The 19300-nt window shown below is 73.0% G+C and carries 20 protein-coding genes; 5 read left to right on the forward strand and 15 right to left on the reverse strand.

Annotation, left to right across the window (positions count from 1 at the left end; translation table 11 throughout):
- Positions 1-95: 95 nt before the first annotated feature.
- Positions 96-1286 carry an ABC transporter substrate-binding protein gene (locus OG617_RS09935; RefSeq protein ID WP_405100666.1) on the forward strand — a complete coding sequence of 397 codons (1191 nt, stop codon included), beginning with the start codon at positions 96-98 and terminating at the stop codon, positions 1284-1286.
- A 92-nt stretch (positions 1287-1378) separates the two neighbouring features.
- On the opposite strand, the gene OG617_RS09940 is transcribed toward OG617_RS09935, so the two are convergent.
- Both OG617_RS09940 and OG617_RS09945 read right to left on the reverse strand, forming a co-directional pair.
- Positions 1379-2242, reverse strand: coding sequence for an ABC transporter permease (locus tag OG617_RS09940; protein ID WP_405100668.1), 864 nt, complete (start codon positions 2240-2242; stop codon positions 1379-1381).
- Positions 2243-2340: 98 nt separating this feature from the next.
- The gene (locus OG617_RS09945) at positions 2341-3369 is read right to left on the reverse strand and encodes an ABC transporter substrate-binding protein (protein WP_405100670.1); all 1029 of its coding nucleotides are present in this window, start codon (positions 3367-3369) and stop codon (positions 2341-2343) included.
- Between the two features lie 266 nt (positions 3370-3635).
- On the opposite strand from OG617_RS09945, the gene OG617_RS09950 reads away from it, so the two are divergent.
- The 3 genes from OG617_RS09950 (at position 3636) to OG617_RS09960 (ending at position 8094) form a co-directional block, all read left to right on the forward strand.
- A complete protein-coding gene (locus tag OG617_RS09950) occupies positions 3636-4472 on the forward strand; it encodes an ABC transporter ATP-binding protein (RefSeq protein ID WP_405100672.1) in 837 nt (278 codons plus the stop codon).
- A gap of 2 nt (positions 4473-4474) precedes the next feature.
- A complete protein-coding gene (locus OG617_RS09955; protein ID WP_405100674.1) occupies positions 4475-5413 on the forward strand; it encodes an LLM class F420-dependent oxidoreductase in 939 nt (312 codons plus the stop codon).
- 233 nt (positions 5414-5646) lie between these two features.
- Positions 5647-8094, forward strand: coding sequence for a hypothetical protein (locus tag OG617_RS09960; protein ID WP_405100676.1), 2448 nt, complete (start codon positions 5647-5649; stop codon positions 8092-8094).
- A 132-nt stretch (positions 8095-8226) separates the two neighbouring features.
- Here the strand turns inward: OG617_RS09960 and OG617_RS09965 are convergent, their stop codons facing one another.
- The 4 genes from OG617_RS09965 to OG617_RS09980 are packed head-to-tail and all read right to left on the reverse strand — an operon-like array spanning position 8227 to position 12348.
- The gene (locus tag OG617_RS09965; RefSeq protein ID WP_405100678.1) at positions 8227-9189 is read right to left on the reverse strand and encodes an aldo/keto reductase; all 963 of its coding nucleotides are present in this window, start codon (positions 9187-9189) and stop codon (positions 8227-8229) included.
- Between the two features lie 39 nt (positions 9190-9228).
- Positions 9229-10026: a nucleotidyltransferase domain-containing protein gene (locus OG617_RS09970; protein ID WP_405100680.1), complete on the reverse strand. Its 798-nt coding sequence runs from the start codon at positions 10024-10026 to the stop codon at positions 9229-9231.
- Entirely contained in the window at positions 10023-11702 is a 1680-nt protein-coding gene (locus OG617_RS09975; RefSeq protein ID WP_396677130.1) for an ABC-F family ATP-binding cassette domain-containing protein, read from the reverse strand. Before OG617_RS09975 ends, OG617_RS09970 begins: the two co-directional genes overlap by 4 nt.
- 40 nt (positions 11703-11742) lie before the next feature.
- Positions 11743-12348, reverse strand: a complete 606-nt coding sequence (locus tag OG617_RS09980; protein WP_396677621.1) for a class I SAM-dependent methyltransferase — start codon at positions 12346-12348, stop codon at positions 11743-11745.
- A gap of 121 nt (positions 12349-12469) precedes the next feature.
- Between OG617_RS09980 and OG617_RS09985 the strand changes: the two genes are divergently transcribed.
- On the forward strand, positions 12470-13522 hold the full coding sequence (locus tag OG617_RS09985; RefSeq protein WP_405100682.1) for a hypothetical protein: 1053 nt from the start codon (positions 12470-12472) through the stop codon (positions 13520-13522).
- Between the two features lie 24 nt (positions 13523-13546).
- Here the strand turns inward: OG617_RS09985 and truA are convergent, their stop codons facing one another.
- The 9 genes from truA to OG617_RS10030 form a co-directional block, all read right to left on the reverse strand.
- The gene (gene truA, locus OG617_RS09990) at positions 13547-14377 is read right to left on the reverse strand and encodes a tRNA pseudouridine(38-40) synthase TruA (RefSeq protein WP_405103604.1); all 831 of its coding nucleotides are present in this window, start codon (positions 14375-14377) and stop codon (positions 13547-13549) included.
- 68 nt (positions 14378-14445) lie between these two features.
- Complete coding sequence (rplQ, locus tag OG617_RS09995; RefSeq protein ID WP_161685867.1) at positions 14446-15003, reverse strand: 50S ribosomal protein L17; 558 nt, start codon at positions 15001-15003, stop codon at positions 14446-14448.
- 34 nt (positions 15004-15037) lie between these two features.
- Positions 15038-16060 carry a DNA-directed RNA polymerase subunit alpha gene (locus OG617_RS10000; RefSeq protein WP_161685869.1) on the reverse strand — a complete coding sequence of 341 codons (1023 nt, stop codon included), beginning with the start codon at positions 16058-16060 and terminating at the stop codon, positions 15038-15040.
- A 98-nt stretch (positions 16061-16158) separates the two neighbouring features.
- Positions 16159-16785, reverse strand: a complete 627-nt coding sequence (gene rpsD / locus OG617_RS10005; protein ID WP_405100685.1) for a 30S ribosomal protein S4 — start codon at positions 16783-16785, stop codon at positions 16159-16161.
- Positions 16786-16798: 13 nt separating this feature from the next.
- Entirely contained in the window at positions 16799-17206 is a 408-nt protein-coding gene (gene rpsK / locus OG617_RS10010) for a 30S ribosomal protein S11 (protein WP_161685873.1), read from the reverse strand.
- An 18-nt stretch (positions 17207-17224) separates the two neighbouring features.
- Entirely contained in the window at positions 17225-17605 is a 381-nt protein-coding gene (gene rpsM, locus OG617_RS10015; RefSeq protein ID WP_089012515.1) for a 30S ribosomal protein S13, read from the reverse strand.
- Positions 17606-17862: 257 nt separating this feature from the next.
- The gene (gene rpmJ, locus OG617_RS10020; protein ID WP_043965539.1) at positions 17863-17976 is read right to left on the reverse strand and encodes a 50S ribosomal protein L36; all 114 of its coding nucleotides are present in this window, start codon (positions 17974-17976) and stop codon (positions 17863-17865) included.
- A gap of 96 nt (positions 17977-18072) precedes the next feature.
- Entirely contained in the window at positions 18073-18294 is a 222-nt protein-coding gene (gene infA / locus OG617_RS10025; protein ID WP_007073013.1) for a translation initiation factor IF-1, read from the reverse strand.
- Between the two features lie 227 nt (positions 18295-18521).
- On the reverse strand, positions 18522-19241 hold the full coding sequence (locus OG617_RS10030; RefSeq protein ID WP_405100688.1) for a DUF1707 domain-containing protein: 720 nt from the start codon (positions 19239-19241) through the stop codon (positions 18522-18524).
- Positions 19242-19300: the final 59 nt, after the last annotated feature.

Here is a 19300-nt window from a genome sequence, read left to right on the forward strand (position 1 = left end):
GCACACCGTACGGCAGACCAATCCCGTTTCTCCACTGAGGACGGAACAAGCGGCGGTGACCGGGCAGCCGCCCGCGCCGCACCTGGAGGACTGAGTTGATCACCATCCGCTCCGTGACCATCACGGCGCTCGCCTCGGCCGTCCTGGCCACCACGCTCACCGGCTGCCAGTTCGGCACGGCGGAACAGGACACGAGCCCCATCGTGATCGCCGTGGACCTGGAGCTGTCCGGCTCCGCGGCCCCGGTCGGCAAGGCGTACCAGCGCGCCCTGGATCTGAAGGTCGAGCAGTTGAACGCCTCGGGCGCCCTGGGCGCCCGGAAGATCAAACTCAAGGTGAAGGACAACCGCTCCGACGCGAGCGAGTCGCTACGCAACGTGGACGACTTCAGCAACGATCCGCAGGTCAGCGCGCTCATCATGGGCGGCTGCAACGAGTGCGCCGTCGGCGCCGTCCGCACGATCAACGAGAAGAAGCTCCCGACCGTCGTGCTCGCCCCGTCCAGCGCCGTCGCCAGCCCGGTGGCCGACCGCCGGTACGTGTTCAAGCTGGCCCCGAACGCGGTGGACAGCGCCGCCGCCCTCACCAGTGAGCTGAGCCGACGCAGCATCAAGAAGGCCGCGGTGCTCAACAGCGAGGACAGCTACGGCCGGGAAGGGCTCGCCGCCCTGCGCAGTGAGTTCGCCAAGGCCGACATCCGGCTGGTCAGCGACCAGGGGATCAAGGCCACCGAAACCGACGTCAACCAGCCGGTCAGCGCGCTGACCGACCGCAAGCCAGGGGCGCTGGTCGTGTGGACCCCGCCGGAGCAGGCGATGCTCGCCGCCACCGCCGCCCAGCAGGCCAAGTTCAAGGGCGCGCTCTTCTTCGACGCGGTGGCTGCCGGGGACCTCTTCCTCGGCGCGTCGGCCGGGCCGACCGAGCAGGCAACCCTGATCTTCACCCAGACCATGGTGATCGACGACGTCATCGCCACCACCCCCGCCAAGGCGGCCCGCCGCCAGTGGTTCCAGAACTACACGGCGCGGTTCGGCGGCTACAACGGGTTTTCCTCGTTCGCCGCGGACGCCGTGCAGCTCATCGCCGATGCCGAGCTGCGGGCCGGCGGCGAGCCCGGCAGGACCGGCCGGGACGGCCGGGACGGCCTGCGCGACGTGCTCGAGACGTCCCAGCTGGACGGCCTGTCGGGCCCGATCCGGATGACCCCGGACAACCACTCCGGTCTGATGCCGCAGGCCCTGACCACCCTGGTCGCCCGGGGTGGCCGCTGGCGGCTCGCCGGCTGACGAAAGGTTCGCCGTGACCGGCGCGGGCCGGAGCCCGCGCCGGTCACGGCGGCCCGGTCGGCCGGCTGGGCGAACCAGCCGGCCGACCGGGCTCACCTGGTCGAGGTGGTCTCCCGGACCCACGGCAGGGCCAGGCGCTCCAGGAAGACCAGCGCCGAGTAGAGCAGGATGCTGATCAGCGCCACCAGCATGATGGCCGCCCACGCGGTGGCCGTGTCGCCCATGCCGGCATACTGGGTGATGACGTATCCGAGCCCGCCCTCCCCGGCCTGGAACTCGCCGATCACCGCGCCGATCGCGGCCAGCGGCATGGCCACCTTCAGGCCGACGAAGATCTGCGGCAGCGCGGCCGGGAACCGCACCTTGCGGAACGCCTGCCACCAGGACGCGTTCCAGGAGCGGACCAGCTCGGCGAGGTCCGCCGGGGTGGTGGTCAGGCCGGTCGCCGTGGACAGCACGATCGGGAAGAAGCACAGCAGGAAGACCATGGTCAGGATCGGCTTCTGACCCCAGCCGAGCGCCACCACGAGCAGCGGCCCGAGGGTGATCTTCGGGACCGCGTTGACCGCGACGAGCAGCGGGGTGAACATCCGTTCAACCGTTCGCGAGGCGGCCAGCGAGAGCCCCAACAGGACCCCGGCCACGGCGGAGAGCGCGAAGCCGATCAGGATCTCCAGCAGCGTGGCGACGGTGTGTTCGAGCATCTTGCCCGGCTTGTCGGTGAACGCCGACAGCACCGAGCCGGGGGTGGGCAGCGCGGCGGGGTGCATCAGCTCCAGCCGGGCGGTGACCCACCACACCGCGAACGCGATCAGCAGGCCCGAGGCGGGCAGCAGGGCCCCGTTGAGTCCGAACCGCACCCCGGCATTGAGTCCGGAGTGACCAGGTGTGGGGGTGGGGACGGGAGCGACGGGCCGGTGCGCGACCGCCGGCTCCGGTGACCGGAGGTCGGTCATCTTCTCCTCCTCTCCTACCGGCACGGTGGCCGGGGATGGAACGGGGGTACGCCCCGCCGGAGGCCGGCGGGGCGTACCCCCTAGGACGGTCGGACCGGTCAGGCCTTCGGCGCGAGGTCGAAGTCGATGATCTGGTCGGGGGTGAGGTTCTGCTTGAGCGAGCCCGCGCCCTGGAGGATCGCGATGCTCTTGGCGACCCGCCCGCTGTCCAGCGTGCCGATCTGGGTGCCCGAGTTGCTGGACCGGACGTACCCGGCCATGAGCTGGAGCTCCGCAGCGGCGGCCGCGGGGTTGCTGGCGTCGACGTTCTTCTTCAGGATGTCGGCCGCCTCCTGCGGGTTGGTCAGCGCGTACTCCAGGCCCTTCATCAGGGCGGCGGAGAACCGCTTGACCATGTCCGGCTTCTCCTTGGCGATCCTGCTGGAGGTGATCAGCACGTTGCCGTAGAGGTCCTGCATCACGTTGCTGTACGGCAGCATGACGGCCTTCTTCTTGGTCACCGCCTCGATGGTCGGCTGACCGACGACGAACTGGCCGATGCCGTCGACCTGGCCGGCGGCGAGCGTGCCCATGAGGGTCTGTGCGTCGCCGTTGACCCAGGTCACCTTGCTGGCGTCCACGCCGGCCAGCCGGGCGTACGTCGGGAAGAGGTTGCGGACCACGGAGCCGGGGGTGTCTGCGAGCTTCTTGCCCTCCAGGTCCTTCGGCGAGGCGATGCCCGCGCCCTCGACGGTCGCGATGCCCGCCATCGTGCGCTGCTGGATGGCGGCCACGGCGACGAAGTCCTTGGCCTGGCCGTTGCCGAGCTGGAGCAGACCACCAGTGAGGTCGATGGGACCGAAGTCGGCCTTGCCGCCGACGATGGTCTGGATCACGGCACCGGTACCCTGACCGGGCTTGACCTCGACGTCGAAACCGGCCTCCTTGAAGAAGCCCTTCTCCTTCGCCACCCAGGCGTAGGAGTCACGGCCGAAATTGCCGAAAGAGGTGAGGTACGTCACTTTCTCCAGCGCCTTGCCGTCGCCGCCCTTGGCGCCGGACGAGTCCGAGTCGCTGCTGCATGCGGACACCAGGGTGAGGGCGGTTGCCAGAGCGGCCGCGGCGACCGTGCGGGTCAGCCTTTTCATCTGTGCACCATGTCCTTTCCGACCAGGGGCGATGCGCCTCCGGAGGGGTTGTCGAGAGGGACGGCGTCGACAGAGGGGGGAGCCGACGCCACCGTCGTGAGGGGACTTCTCGCCGGCACAGACTACGCAAGGGACCTGCCGGTGTAGCCAGGAGTGTCGGTTGCGGAACGGAAACGAACTGACGTCCACCCCGGACCCCCCAGACTGCGGCGCGGCGGGCTACCCTAGCTGCGCTCCTGACCGCTTACTCAGGGAGGACACCGGCGATGATCCGACTGTCCGGCGTGTCCCGCACCTTCGACGGCCGCTCCGGCCGGGTCGAGGCGCTGCGGGGCATCGACCTCGACGTGGCCGACGGCGAGTTCGTCGCCGTGCTCGGCCGCTCGGGCTGCGGCAAGTCCACCCTGCTGCGCATGATCGCCGGGCTGCTGCCGGTCACCGCCGGGCAGATCACCGTCGCCGGTACGCCGATCGCCCGCCCCCGCCGGGACATCGCCATGCTGTTCCAACGGCCCGCCCTGCTGCCGTGGCGCTCGGTGCTGGACAACGTCCTGCTGCCGGTGGAGATCTTCGGCTGGAAGCGGGCCAGGCACCGCGCCCGCGCCCGGGAGCTGCTCGAACTCGCCGGGCTGGCCGGGTTCGAGAAGCGGCTGCCGCACGAGCTGTCCGGCGGCATGCAGCAGCGGGTGTCGCTGTGCCGGTCGCTCATCGGCGACCCCCGGGTGATGCTGATGGACGAGCCCTTCTCCGCCCTCGACGCGCTCACCCGCGAAGAGCTCTCCGGCGAGCTCCAGCGGGTGCACATGACCAGCGGAGCCACCATCGTCTTCGTCACCCATTCGATCGACGAGGCGGTGCTGCTCGCCGACCGGGTGGTCGTGCTGAGCCCTCGCCCCGGCCGGATCCGCTCGGTGGTCGAGGTGGACATCCCGCGTCCCCGCACCCTCGGCCGCAACGCCCACCTGGCCGACGTGGCCCGGGTCAGCGCCGAGCTGCACGAACTGCTGATGGAACGTGACGCCCCGGCCGGGCCGGCTCCGGCGCCACTCGACCCCGGCACCCACCGACAGTCCCCGGCCTGGGCCGGCACGGAGGACCGCTGACCGTGCGGGTGGCCGTCTTCACCGAGCCGCACCGAGGCGCCAGCTACGACGACCAGCTCCGCTTCGCCCGGACGATCGAGGCGGGCGGCTTCGAGGGCTTCCTGCGGGCCGACCACTACCAGGCCATGGGCGCCGACCCCGGGCTACCCGGTCCCACCGACGCCTGGCTCACCCTCGCCGCGCTGGCCCGGGAGACCTCCCGGATCCGGCTCGGCACCCTGGTCACCTCGGCCACCTTCCGGCTACCCGGGCCGCTCGCGGTGATGGTCGCCCAGGTCGACCAGATGAGCGGCGGCCGGGTGGAGCTGGGCATCGGCGCCGGCTGGTACGAGCAGGAGCACGCCTCGTACGGCATCCCGTTCCCCGCCGTCGGGGAGCGTTTCGACCGGCTCGACGAGCAGCTCGAAGTGATCACCGGCCTGTGGCGCACCCCGGTCGGCGAGACCTACAGCTTCTTCGGCGACCACTACCGGCTGGTCGACGCGCCCGCCCTGCCCAAGCCGGTGCAGCAGCCCGGCCCTCCGGTGATCATCGGCGGGCGCGGTCCCAAGCGCACCCCGGAGCTGGCCGCCCGGTACGCCGACGAGTTCAACATGCCGTTCAAGAGCGTCGCCGAGACGGCCGCCGCGTACGACCGGGTGGTCGAGGCGTGCGACCGCCACGGCCGTACGGACTCGGGGCGGGCGCCGCTGGTGCTCTCCGCCGGGATCGTGGTGGCCATCGGGCGCACCGACGCCGAGGTGCGGGAGCGGGCTGCGCCGCTGCGCCGCAGCAGCGCCCTGCCGCCGGAGGACCCGGTGATCGGCTCCCCCGCCCAGCTCGTCGACCGGATCGGCGAGTTCGCCGCGGTCGGGACCACCCGGGTGCACCTGCGACTGATCGACCTCGCCGACCTGGACCACCTGGAACTCATCGCCGCCGAGGTGCTCCCGCAACTCTAGGCGGACCGGCATGATCGGCGGGACCCGACCGGGTGGACGACGCCCGGCGCCGACGAGCCGGCCGGCGGGGTGGTCCAGCACGGCACCGGGGCCGTCCACGCCCTCACCCACTGTCGGAGACACGACGTACCTGGCCCGGCTGGTCGAGCTGGAGTAGTCGCAGGTCGGGCGCGTCGCCGCGCCGCGCTGCGCCAAGGTGGCGATCGGGGGCACCGGGCCGTAACGTGCCCGACATGGCCTTTCGGACGTGGGGCAAGCTGCTGCTCACCGCGCTCGGGGTGAGCGTGCTGGCCGGGGCCGGTCAGCTCGGCGTCGCGTACGGGTTCGGCATCGTCCGGCTCGCCGGCGACTTCACCGACGCCACCGTCAACCGGTGGCCGGCCCAGCTGGTCTGGGTGAGCTGGTTCGCGACGGTCGCCGCCGTGGTCGGGGCCGTGGTGGCCGAACGTATCGCCCGTGCCGAACCCGTCGCGGCCACCACGACGGGGCAGCTCGGGATGGCCGGCGCGGCGGCGCTGGGCGCGACCGTCGTCGCCCCGCTGTGCATGCAGCCGGCCCGCGCCACCGAACTGAGCGGCGTCGACCCGGTCTGGGCGGTCGGCATCTGCGCCGTCCTCGGTGCGGTGGCCGGTGCCGGGGCGGCGCTCGCCGTGCTGCTCCGCCCGCCGCTGGGCTGGAACCTGACGATGGTGGCCGGCGCGGTGTGGCTGGTCGCCCTGATCTCGTCCCTGCCGGCCCTGGTCGGCACCGGCCCGCTGCCGACCGTACGGCTGGGGGTGTTCGAGCCGGGCTGGCTCGACGCCGCCGCGGCACAGCGGCTGGCCATGGTGCTGCTGCCGCTGGTGGCCCTGGTCGCCGGCGCGGCCTCGGGCGCGCTGGCCCGCTGGCGGGGCCACCCGCCGCTGATCGGTGGCGCGTCCGGCGCGGCGGGCCCCGTGCTGGTCGCCTTCGCCTACCTGGCCGCCGGCCCGGGGGACTCCGTCGACCGGTACCAGCTCGCCCCCTACCACGGCGCCCTGATCGCGGTCGCCACCGGCGTGCTCGGCTCCGCCGCCGCGACCCTGGCCCGCTGGCCGCTCGTCACCTCCGGCCAGCCGGCCGACCAGCCGGCCGACCAGCCCGCGACGCCGGGCGAGGCCGTCGGCGACCCGGCGATCGAGCCCACGGACATCCTCCGGCCGCTGCCGGCCGGCCCGGCCGTGCCGGTGACCGGCGACGCGGACGGCGCCGACCCCGTCGGCCCGCCCGCCTCGGACACCGCCTCGGACACCGCCTCGGCCCGTCGGGTCCCCGCGACCGTCGGCGATCCACTGCCGGACGGCCGCCCCGCGACGGGCACGCCGGCCGGGAGCACCCCGGCGCACTGGGAATGGCCAACGGCCGCCGGCACGACACCCTCCGCCCAGGGCGCCATGCCCCGCACCACCGATGTGCACGCCCCCGCCGACGGACCCGCCGTCTCCCGCACCACCGATGTACACGCCCCCGCCGACGGGCCCGCCGTCTCCCGCATCCCCGACGCGCCCCGCACCCCCGACGCCTCTCCCGTCGCCGACGCCCTCCCCGCCGAGGCGTCTCCCGCCCCCGACGCCTCCCGACCCGGCGGCGATGACTCCGGGGTTACGGTCGCGCCGATGCCCCGGCCGAAGCGGGCCCGGAAACCGAGGGGCGGCACCGCACCGGTGCCGGCCGCCGAGACACCCCCGCCGACCGGCGCCCCCGACCCGACCGGCGCCCCCGACCCGACCGGCGCCCCCGACCCGACAGCCTTGACGGGTCGGAGCGCCGCCGGCAGTGTGGGCGCGAGCCGCTCCGGCGCGGCCGTCACCGCCGACGCGACGGGCAAGGCCCGCCCCGGCAGCCCTCGGGACAAGGGAACCGCCGCTGACCCGACGGGTCCGGCCAGCCCCGGGAGCACTCCGGGGGCGGAGGAGGTCGCCGACGGCGCCCCCGACGGCTCGGGAACCGCCGGTCCGGCGGCCACCCCCGCCCTGCGGCGAGCCGGGCCCACGTTCTTCGAGGCGCCCTCATTCGACGACGTGGTGCAGCCCACCCCGCCGGAGCCGACCTGGACGAGCGACGCCACGCGCGACTGGTCGCCCCCGGCCGAACCGGACAGCCAGCCGGCCCCCGCCGGCCCCGACCCGCGGCCCCGGCCCCGGCGGCCTCTGCCCGACCTGGGCCGGGTGACGAGCTGGGACGCTTTCGCCAACACCGTCCGGCGGGCCGGCCCCACAGCGGCCGTCGGCCACGGCGGGGTCGGGCCGCAGCCTCACGACCCCCGGCCGGCTGAACCCGGACCGAGCGAACTGGACCGGACCGACGGCGGACGGACCGACCCCGGGCCGGACGACACCGGGTTGGACGACACCAGGCCGGACGACAGCGAGCCGGGCGCCGCGACCCCGGTGGCGGCCGGAGACGCGATCGAGGACCCCGCCACCGGCCGGTCCCGCCTGCGGCGCGCCCTGTTCCGGCGCAACCGCGCCCGGACCCCCGACGACGTGGCGCCCACGGCCGAGCGGGACGACCGCCGGGAGCAGCAGCCGCTGCCGGCTCAGGACGAGGAGTACGTCGACTGGGTCACCGGCCTGGCCCGTCCCACGCCGGACCAGGACGGCGGGCCGGAGAACGCCGGGCAGCGGTCGCTACGTTCCCCCGGCCGCCACCACCGGGACTGACGGCGAGGATCGACGACGGAACGCCGTCGCGGCGGGGTCTCGCCCACCAGGCGCTGCCACGTCACCGACCCGGAGGTGACCCGGAGGTGACCCGGGCCCGCCGGCCCAGGGGTGACCTGGGCCGGTCGCGGCTCAGAGGATCGCGTCGAGGGCGTCGAGGTCCGCGTCGGTGGGCTGCCAGACGCCGGCCTCTGCGTTGGCCCGCACCTGCTCGGGCGTGGTCGCACCGGCGATCACCGAGGTCACCGCCGGCCGGGCGGCCAGCCCGCCGATGGCCACCTGGAGCAGGGACAGCCCTCGCTCGGCGGCGTACGCCTCCAGCGCCTCGATGACGTCCCACCGCGCGCCGGCCAGGCGCTCGGCGTACCGGCCGCCACCGGAGAGCCGGCTGCCGGCGGGTGCCGCCTCGCCGCGCTTGTACTTGCCGGTGAGCAGCCCGTTGGCCAGCGGGAAGAACGGCAGCATGCCCAGGCCGAACCGCTCGCAGGCTCCGATGACCTCGGCCTCGACGCCCCGCTCCAGCAGCGAGTAGTGGTTCTGCGCGCTGATGAACCGGGCCCGCCCGCTGGACGAGGCGACCCAGTCGGCGTCGGCGATCTGCCAGCCGGCAAAGTTGGAGTTGCCGAGGTAGCGCACCTTGCCGGCGCGGACCAGGTCGTCCAGGGCGGCGAGGGTCTCGTCGATCGGGGTGCCCGGGTCCGGCTCGTGCATCTGGTACAGGTCGATGTGGTCGGTGCCGAGCCGGCGCAGCGACGCCTCCACCGCCCGGGCGATGTACCGCCGGGCACCCCGGGCGCCGTGGTCCGGGCCGTTGCGCCCCTGCATGTCCATGCCGAACTTGGTGGCCACCACCACGTCGTCCCGGCGGCCCTTGAGCGCCTGGCCGAGCAACTCCTCGGAGTCGCCCGGCTCATCGCCGTAGATGTCGGCGGTGTCGAAGAGGTTGATGCCGGCGTCCAGGGCGGCGTCGACCACCGCCCGGGTGCCGTCGAGGTCCAGCTTGCGGCCGAAGTTGTTGCAGCCGACACCGACCACGGACACCACGAGCCCGGAGTCGCCCAGCCGTCGATAGGTCATCTCAGTCACGTGATCCACCCTATGCCCGCCCCGGCGGGGCCACCGGCACGGCCCGGATCAGCGGAGCGCCTCGGCGACCAGCCGGTGCGCGTCGGCGACGGTGGCGGCCAACTCGGCCGGGGTGCGGCCGACCGCGCCGAGCAGAGCCTGCGCCCGGCGGACGAAGTCCACCGGGACGTCCGGCAGCCGGCCGGCCGAGGCGATCATGCCCTTCTCGTTCACCAGCCACCGCCCGGCCCGGCCGTGCAGCGCCTGGACGACCACGCCGACCGCCCGAAACAGGCAGCCGGCCACGTAGCCGCCGTCCCCCGCCGCCGCGCCCTTGGTGGCTGCGTCGAGCAGGAACCCGGCCTCCCAGCCGCCGGCAAGCAGGGCGGTGGCCAGCGCCGGCGGGTAGCACCCGGTCTCCGCCCGCAGCGCGGTCAGCTCCCCGGTCGGGTCGCCGAGCACCCGGCACAGCGCCACCTCGCCGGCGTAGGCGTGCGAGTAGAAGCCCAGCGGATGACCGGCCTGCACCCCGACGGTGTACCGGCCAGCCCGGCAGTCGGCCCAGACCCGGCCCACCCGGTCGAGGTCGCGGTAGATCCAGTCCACCGCCACCCCGCCGACGCGCAGCCATCCGCCGCCGTCCACCCACGGCCCCCAGCCGCCCGGCGCGGTCAGTTCCACTTCCTCCTCGGCCACCGAGGCGGCGACGGCGCGCAGCGCCGGCACGTCCAGGCCACCCCGGTAGTAGAGGCCCACGTCCCAGTCGGAGTCGGGCCGGTGTTCGCCCCGGGCCCGGCTGCCGCCGAGAGCCACCGCGACCACCCCGTCCACCCCACAGAGCCGGTCGACCAGCTCGTCGCCGATCACCCGACGTCCCAGACCGGCTCCGGCGTCTGCACCACCTCGCCGTCACTGCGGAACAGCACGAACCGGTCGAAGGAACGGGTGAACCACCGGTCGTGGGTCACCGCGACGACCGTCCCGGCGAACGCGGTCAGGCCCGCCTCCAGCGCCTCCGCGCTGGCCAGGTCGAGGTTGTCGGTGGGCTCGTCGAGCAGCAGCAGCGTCGCCCCGGACAGCTCCAGCAGCAGCACCAGAAAGCGGGCCTGCTGGCCGCCGGAGAGGGTGCCGAACCGCTGGTCGCCCTGCCCGGCCAGCTCGTACCGGCTCAGTGCCGCCATCGCGGCGTGCCGGTCCATCCCGGCCCGGTGCTCGTCGCCGCGCCAGAGGATGTCGACGAGCGTGCGGTCCACCAGCTCGGGGCGGTCGTGGGTCTGGGAGAAGTGGCCGGGGCGGACCCGGGCGCCGAGCCGGACCGTCCCGCCGTGCGCCACCGGGGCGAGCGCGGCGGCCCCGTCGACCGGGCCGTTGGCGGGCTCCGGGTCGGTGCCGCCCCGGGCCAGCAGCCGCAGGAAGTGCGACTTGCCGGTGCCGTTCGCGCCGAGGACCGCGACCCGGTCGCCGTACCAGATCTCCAGGTCGAAGGGGTAGGTCAGGCCGTCCAGCTCGAGCTGCTCGGCGACCACCGCGCGCTTGCCGGTCCGCCCGCCGGTCAGCTTCATCCGGATGTCCTGGTCCTTCGGGGGTACGGGCGGCGGCCCGGCCTCCTCGAACTTGCGCAGCCGGGTCTGCGCGGCCTGGTACCGCGAGGCCAGCCCGTCGTTGTACGCCGCCTTCTGCTTGTACATCAGCATCAGCTCGCGCAGCTTCTGGTGTTCCTCGTCCCAGCGGCGGCGCAGCTCGTCGAGGCGGGCGTGCCGGGCCACCCTGGCCTCGTGCCAGCTCGCGAAGCCGCCCGGGTGCACCCAGGCGCTGCCGCCCTCCACGGCGACCACCCGGCCGGCGGTGCGGGCCAGCAACTCCCGGTCGTGCGAGACGTAGAGCACCGACTTCGGCGACTCGCGCAGCCGGTCCTCCAGCCACCGCTTGCCGGGCACGTCGAGAAAGTTGTCGGGCTCGTCGAGCAGCAGCACCTCGTCGGTGCCGCGTAGCAGCAGTTCGAGGGCGAAGCGCTTCTGCTGGCCGCCGGAGAGGGTCCGCACCGGACGGTCCCGGGCAGCGTCCCAGGGCAGGTCGAGCACGATGGTGGTGACGGTGTCGAACAGCACCTCGGCGTCGTACCCGCCGGTCTCGCCCCAGGCGGCGAGCGCGTCCGCGTACGCGAGCTGGGCCCTGCCCGCGGCGGTGCTGAACTTGCCGCGGGTCTCGGCCGCGCGCATGGCCGTCTCGGTCTCGGCGAGCCGGCGGCCGGCGTCGCGCAGCGCGGGCGGGGCGAGCGACAGGGCCAGGTCGGCGAGGGTGGAGTCGTCGCCGATCATCCCGATGAACTGGCGCATCACGCCGAGGCCCCCGGAGCGGGAGACGGCACCGGTCCGCACCGGCAGGTCGCCGGCGACCATCCGCAGCAGGGTCGTCTTGCCGGCCCCGTTCGGCCCGACGAGGGCGACCTTGGCACCCTCGCCGACCCGGAACGACACATCGGTGAAGAGTTCCCGGCCGTCGGGCAGGATGTGCCCGACCATTGCCACGTCCACGTATCCCACGTCGGCATCCTGCCCGAGCGGGCGGCCGGGCGACACTCGATTACCGGGTGACCCGCAGCACCCGGAAGCCCTTCTGGCTGGCGTGCCGCCACACCTGCCAGCCCTGGTCGACCAGCCAGCGGTGCAGGGAGTCGCCGCCGAGGTGGCGGGCGACCACCAGCCAGGCCACGCCGTCCGGGGCGAGCCGGGGCAGCCAGCGCAGCAGCAGCTCGTGCAGGCCTTCCTTGCCGATCCGGATGGGCGGGTTGGACCAGAGCTGGGCGAAGGTCAACTCGGGCGGCACGTCGTCCGGGGCGACGACCCGGACCCGGTCCGCGGCGCCGACCCGCTCGGCGTTGGCGGTGGTGAGCGCCCGGGCCCGTTCGTTGACGTCGATCGCCCAGACGGTGGCCGCCGGGGCGCTGTCGGCCAGCACGCAGGTGATCGGGCCGAAGCCGCAGCCGAGGTCGAGCAGGGGGCCGGCGACGTCCGGCGTCGGCAGTTCCGCCTTGCGCAGCAGCACCGCCGTGCCCGGGTCGAGGCGGGCGGCGGAGAAGACCCCACCGGCCGAGGTCAGGGTGTAGTCGCGCTCGGCGGCGGTGAACTCAACCTCCCGGGGGCGGGCGTCGGTTCCGGGTTCAGCGCTGAAGTAGTGGTCGCCGGTCACGTCCGGCATTCTCGCACCGTCGGTCGGACCGCCGATGGCGCGGTGGGCGGCGGCAACGACCCGGCACCGCGATATCCCGTTATTACCCCCTAAAGGGACAATAGGCCCTAGTCTGGGCGGCATGGTGTATCGGTACGAATCCGATGAGGACGCATTCGAGGGACGCCCTCGGCCCGGCTCGGAGCTGTCGACGATCGGCGACGCCGGCCCCGCCCATACCGGCCCCTCCCCGTCCCGCTTCCCGACGCCGTCCCTGCCCCGGGCCGCCCGCCCCGCGCCGCCCGCCCCGCCGCCCGCCCCGCCGCCGGGCCCGGCCCCGTCCCGCGGCGCACCCCCGTTCTCCCCGCCGGCCACCCGGGCTGCCGCCACCACCCAGCCGCTGGACCTCCCCCGCAACCGGCGGGCCCAGGAACCCGGCCGAAGTGGCGGCCGGCTCTGGCAGGTGCTGGTCGGCGGCGCGGCGGTCCTGGTGCTCCTCGCCCTCTGCGGACTGGCTGGCGCCGCCCTGCTGCCCGACGGGACCTCGCAACCGCAGGGCACCCCGAGCCTGCCGGCCGCCGCCGCCCCGTCGCCGTCGCACACCGAACGGCAGGACATCGACTCCCGGGACACCGACCGGGCACCGCTGACCGCCAAGGAGGTCTTTTCCGGCCGGAAACTGACCATCGGCGACGGCGAGGAGCCGTACGCGGTGCTCAAGACCCAGTCGAGCGCCAGTTGCCCGACCGCCGCCACCGGCGAGGTCGCCGACCTGCTCGTCCAGCTCGGCTGCAACCAGGTGGTCCGGGCCACCCTGCGCTCCCCCGACGAGGAGCACCTGCTCACCGCAGGGCTGTTCAACCTGACCGATGTGGCCACCGCCCAGCGCGTCCGGGACCGCCTACGGGAGTTGCTCGACGGGCGGGAGGGCCGGTTCCGCGGCATGCCGGCCGGCGACGGGACCGAGGCGCTCACCGACGCGCCCTCCCGGGTCGGCTGGCAGGTACGCGGCCACTACCTCGCGTACTGCCTGGTGGTCCGGGCCGACGGCAAGCCCGTGAAGGCCGGCGACCCGAAGGTCCGCGAGGTCCTGTACGACCTGATCGAGCTACACCTGGACAAGAAGGTGCTGGAGCGTCGCGCGACCGGCGGCTCGACCGGCCAGGCCACGGCCGCCCCCGGCGGAACCGACTGACCGGCCGCCCGGGGAACCCGCGGCTCAGGCCTGTGTGGAGACGCGGAGCTGGCGGGTGAGGTCGGAGCGGTGGGCGTACTCGGCCGGGTCGTCGGGGTAGCCGACGGCGACCAGGGTCAGCCCGTACGCCGGGGCCACCGTCACCTCGCTGGACCGTTCCCGCCGGGTCAGCAGGCCGCCCGGCCAGTCCACCGGTCGCCGGCCGTCCCCGGCGACCAGCATCGCCCCGACCAGGCTGCGGACCATCGCCTGGCAGAACGCGTCGGCCTGGACGGTGGCGACCAGGATCCCGTCCGGGTCGCGCCGCCAGTCCAGCCGGGTCACCTCCCGCAGCGTGGTGGCGTTCTCCTTCCGCCGGCAGTACGCGGCGAAGTCGTGCTCCCCCACCAGCCCCGCCGCGGCTGCGTTGAGCAGGCCCGGGTCGAGTGGCCTCGGCCAGGCCAGCACCTCGTGCCGGCGCAGTGGCTCGGCCCCGAACCGCGCGTCGGTCACCCGGTACTCGTAGCGGCGGAAGGTCGCCGAGAAGCGGGCGTCGAAGTCGGCCGGCACCTCGGTCATCGCCCGCACCCGCACGTCGGTGGGAAGCAGCCGGGCCAGCCGGCGCAGCAGCGAGCCCGCCCACTCGCGCCACACGGCGGCGGGCAGATCGAGGTGGCAGACCTGGCCGGTGGCGTGCACCCCGGCGTCCGTCCGCCCGGCCACGGTCAGCCCGGCCGCCACGCCCGCCCCGAGGACCAGGTCCAGGGTCTGCACGAGCACGCCGGCCACCGTCCGCCGGGTCGGCTGGGCCGCCCAGCCGGAGAAGTCCGTGCCGTCGTACGAGACGTCCAGCCGCAGCCGGGTCCGCTCGTCCACCTCGCGTACCTCCTCATGGGTCGGGCCCGGCATCCCCGTGGGGGTGCCGGGCCCGAAGGTGCCGTTGATCAGGCCTTGTTCTCGGTGGCCTCGTCGCTGTCCTCGCGGGCGGTGTCGGTGTCGCCGGACGCCGACACCGGCGCCTCGGCGTCCTGGTCGTCGGACTTCGCCTGCGGGGTCTCCTCCGCGGGGGCGAGCGCCTCGACCTTGTCCTGCTGCGCGGCCTTGCGAGCGGCGGTCTTCTTGTTCGCCTTCGGCTCGGCGACCTGCAACTCCTCGACCAGCTCGATGACCACCATCGGAGCGTTGTCACCCTTGCGCGGGCCGGTCTTCACGATCCGGGTGTAGCCACCGTTGCGGTTGGCGTACCGGGGCGCGATCTGGTCGAACAGGGAGTAGACCACGTCCTTGTCCTTGACGACGCCCAGCACCCGCCGCCGCGCGGCGAGGTCGCCCCGCTTGGCCTTGGTAATGAGCTGCTCGGCCAGCGGACGCAGCCGCCGGGCCTTCGTCTCGGTGGTCTTGATCTTGCCGTGCTGGAACAGCGCAGTGGCCAGGTTGGCCAGCATCAGCCGCTCGTGCGCGGGGCTGCCGCCGAGGCGGGGGCCCTTGGTGGGCGTGGGCATGCTTGGTGCTCCTCAGGTGTGGCGGCAGCGGGGACTAGAGCTGCTCGGTCTCGCGGTAGTCGTCGGTGTCGTAGTCGGCCTCACCGAAGGCGTCCACGACGTTCGCCGGGTCGAAGTTCGGGGCCGAATCCTTCAGCCCCAGACCCATCCCGGCCAGCTTCATCTTGACCTCGTCGATCGACTTCTGGCCGAAGTTGCGGATGTCGAGGAGGTCTGCCTCGGTGCGCCCGATGAGCTCACCGACGGAGTTGATGCCCTCGCGCTTGAGGCAGTTGTAGGAGCGGACGGTGAGGTCCAACTCCTCGATCGGCAGGGCCAGGTCCGCCGCCAGCTGCGCGTCCTGCGGGGACGGCCCGATGTCGATGCCCTCGGCGGTCTCGTCCAGCTCCCGGGCCAGCCCGAAGAGCTCCACCAGCGTCGAACCGGCGGAGGCCAGCGCGGTGCGCGGGCCCATCGACGGCTTGGTCTCGACGTCGATGATCAACCGGTCGAAGTCGGTCCGCTGCTCGACCCGGGTCGCCTCGACGCGGTACGTAACCTTCAGCACCGGCGAGTAGATCGAGTCGACCGGGATCCGGCCGATCTCCGCGCCGGACTGCTTGTTCTGCGCCGCGGTCACGTAGCCGCGACCCCGCTCGACGGTCAGCTCCATGTCGAGCCGGCCCTTGCCGTTGAGGGTGGCGAGCTTCAGGTCCGGGTTGTGCACCGAGACGCCGGCCGGGGGCTGGATGTCGCCCGCCGTCACGTCGCCCGGGCCCTGCTTGCGCAGGTACATGCTGACCGGCTCGTCGTGCTCGGAGCTGACGCACAGCTCCTTGATGTTCATGACGAGCTCGACCACGTCCTCTTTGACACCGGGGATCGTGGTGAACTCGTGCAGCACGCCGTCGATCTTGATGGAGGTAATCGCCGCACCCGGGATGGACGACAGCAGCGTACGCCGCAGCGAGTTGCCCAGGGTGTAGCCGAAGCCCGGCTCCAGCGGCTCGATGGTGAACCGGGACCGGGTCTCGTTGATCGACTCTTCGGACAGAGACGGTCGCTGGCTGATGAGCATGTCTTCTCTTCTCTTCCGGGACGCCCGCTATTTGACGTCCGCGACACAAACTGTTCCGGTGGTCCGCCCCGCAGGACGGACCACCGCAACGAGCCCGACTACTTGGAGTAGAGCTCGACGATCAGCTGCTCCTGGACCTGGGTGTCGATCACCTGGCGGGCCGGGAGCGAGTGCACGAGAACCTTCATCTGGCTCGGGATGGCCTCCAGCCATGCCGGGACCGTCCTCGAGCCGGCCTGAGCCTGCGCCACGATGAACGGGGTGAGCTCCTTGCTCTTGGCCCGAACCTCGATGATGTCGTGCTCCTTCACCCGGAACGACGGGATGTCGACCTTCTTGCCGTTCACCGTGAAGTGGCCGTGCTTGACCAGCTGACGGGCCATGTCACGCGAGTGCGCGTAGCCGGCCCGGTAAACGACGTTGTCCAGCCGCGACTCGAGGATCTGCAGGAGGACCTCGCCGGTCTTGGCCTGCTTGCCCACGGCCTCCTCGTAGTAACCGCGGAACTGCTTCTCCAGCACGCCGTAGACACGGCGGGCCTTCTGCTTCTCGCGGAGCTGGAGCAGGTACTCCGTCTCCTTCGTGCGGCCGCGGCCGTGCTGCCCGGGCGGGAACGGCCGGGACTCGAACGGGCACTTCGGGCCATCGCACTTGCTGCCCTTGAGGAACAGCTTCATCTTCTCCCGCCGGCAACGGCGGCAGTCAGCACCGGTGTAACGAGCCATCTCTCTCTACCTCTCAGACCCGGCGACGCTTCGGCTGACGGCATCCGTTGTGCGGCTGCGGGGTGACGTCGGCGATCTGGCCGACCTCCAGCCCGACGGCCTGCAGCGAACGGATCGCGGTCTCCCGGCCGGAGCCGGGGCCCTTGACGAACACGTCGACCTTGCGCATGCCGTGCTCCATCGCCCGACGCGCGGCGGCCTCGGCGGCCAGCTGTGCGGCGAACGGAGTCGACTTGCGCGAGCCCTTGAAACCGACCTGGCCGGCGGAGGCCCAGGAGATGACCGCACCGGTCGGGTCCGTGATGGACACGATGGTGTTGTTGAAGGTGCTCTTGATGTGCGCCTGCCCGTGGGCGACGTTCTTGCGTTCCTTGCGCCGGACCTTCTTGACAGCGGCTCCGGCACGAGCCTTCGGTGGCATAAGTCTGTGCGCTCCTAGTTACTTCTTGCCGGGCTTCTTCTTGCCGGCGACGGTCCGCTTCGGGCCCTTGCGGGTCCGCGCATTGGTCTTGGTCCGCTGGCCACGCACGGGCAGACCCCGGCGGTGCCGGATGCCGGCGTAGCAGCCGATCTCGACCTTGCGGCGGATGTCAGCGGCGACCTCGCGGCGCAGGTCGCCTTCAACCTTGTAATTGCCCTCGATGTGGTTCCGGAGCTGGACCAGCTCCTCGTCCGTGAGGTCCCGAGCGCGCTTGTCCGGCGAGATGCCGGTGGCGGCGAGCGTCTCCAGGGCGCGGGTACGACCCACGCCGAAGATGTAAGTGAGCGCGATCTCCATCCGCTTTTCGCGGGGGAGATCCACGCCGGCTAGACGTGCCATGTGCGGGCGTACTCCTTGTGGTGTTCTGCGGAGGTCTGCACCCGCCCCACCCCACTCCGGTCGGCCCGGCGCCGTGGCGCTGGGAGGATCGACCGCTGCCCGAGCGGGCCCCGGCCTCCGACCGGGGGTCAACCACGCAGGGGTACGCGCTACGCGCACCACTCGTGGCTGGGACGAGATGATGATGTGTTGGCTGGACCTGCGGCCCGGACCGGTTCGATCGGCCGTGAGTAGTGGTCACGGTCGGTCGGACTAGTTCAGCCCTGGCGCTGCTTGTGGCGCGGGTCGCTACAGATGACCATGACCCGGCCGTGCCGACGGATCACCCGGCACTTGTTGCAGATCCTCTTGACGCTCGGCTTGACCTTCACGGTTGCCTTACTTCCCATCTGGCCCGGAGACGCGCGACAACGCGACGCCGGACGTCGAAGACGGACACGGGGACTACCCGGCCGCCGTCAGGTCGCTTACTTGTAGCGGTAGACGATGCGCCCGCGGGTCAGGTCGTACGGCGAGAGTTCGACGACGACCCGGTCCTCCGGCAGGATGCGGATGTAGTGCTGCCGCATCTTGCCGCTGATGTGAGCCAGCACCTTGTGACCGTTCGCCAGCTCCACCCGGAACATGGCGTTCGGCAGGGGCTCGATGACCCGACCCTCGATCTCGATGGCTCCGTCTTTTTTCGGCATGTACTCCGCTGTCCTGACGTCGGTTGCTCCGGACGGCCCACAACGTCTTACACGGGCCCCGAACCACTGAACGGGACCCGAGCCAGCCGCGGCTCCGACTCCCACCGAAGCGCAGGATGGGCATGCCGGAGTGGACGCTGTGCGCCGATCAGAAAGTCTACGCTCGCTTGCAGGCCGTCGCCAAACCGGGCTGGAATCGGTGCGCCGGACCGGACAGAACCGGCCATTCAGACCTCGGCGTCGGCCTCGCCCCGCCGGCGTTCCCGATCGTCGGCCGGCAACTCCCCCGTCGGCCCCCGACGCTCATCTGCGGCCGACGGGACCCGGTCCGGACGCTGCCGCTCATCTGCGGCCGGCAGCGCCCGCTGCTCGTGCTCCTCGGCGGCGGCAGCCAGCTTCCGCTCCCGCTTGCGCGCCCGCTTCGCGAGCCGGTGTTCACGCCGCCGATCCTGGTCCGCCGCCCACCGCCGCGGCTCCCCGGCGGTGAGGCCGGCGACCGTGCGCACCAGGAGCGCCGCCCCCCACGGCCCGGCCACCCAGGCGGGCCAGAAGTAGAGGAGGTCGGTGGCGAGGATCGAGGTCGCCGCCCAAACTGCCACCACGATCGCGACCACCCGCAGGTACGGAAGCCAGACCTCGGCCAGCCACCGGGCGGTAACCGACGACTGGGTGCGTTCCACCGCCGACGGGACTGCGGCCGGCGGGACTGCGGCCGGCGGGACTGCGGCGGGCACCGTTGCGAGCTCCGACGCTGCCGGGGCGGCCGGCGCCGGCAGATCGGTCACCAGCGCGTCCAGTTCGCCGTACGTGCGCGAGGCGTACGCCCGCTGCAACCGCTCGTCGTACTCGTGCAGGTCGAGCCGGCCCTCGTCGACGGCCACCCGCAGCCGGTCCGCCACTAACTGCCGGTCCGCGTCGGCGGCCCGCATCCCGTCGCGTCCCTCCATGCCGGCAAGCATGCCACCGTCCCGCCACCACCGGCTCCTCGCGTCGGGCTTAAGCCGGG

The organism is Micromonospora sp. NBC_01412 (assembly GCF_045040215.1).
Lineage (GTDB): Bacteria > Actinomycetota > Actinomycetes > Mycobacteriales > Micromonosporaceae > Micromonospora > Micromonospora rubida.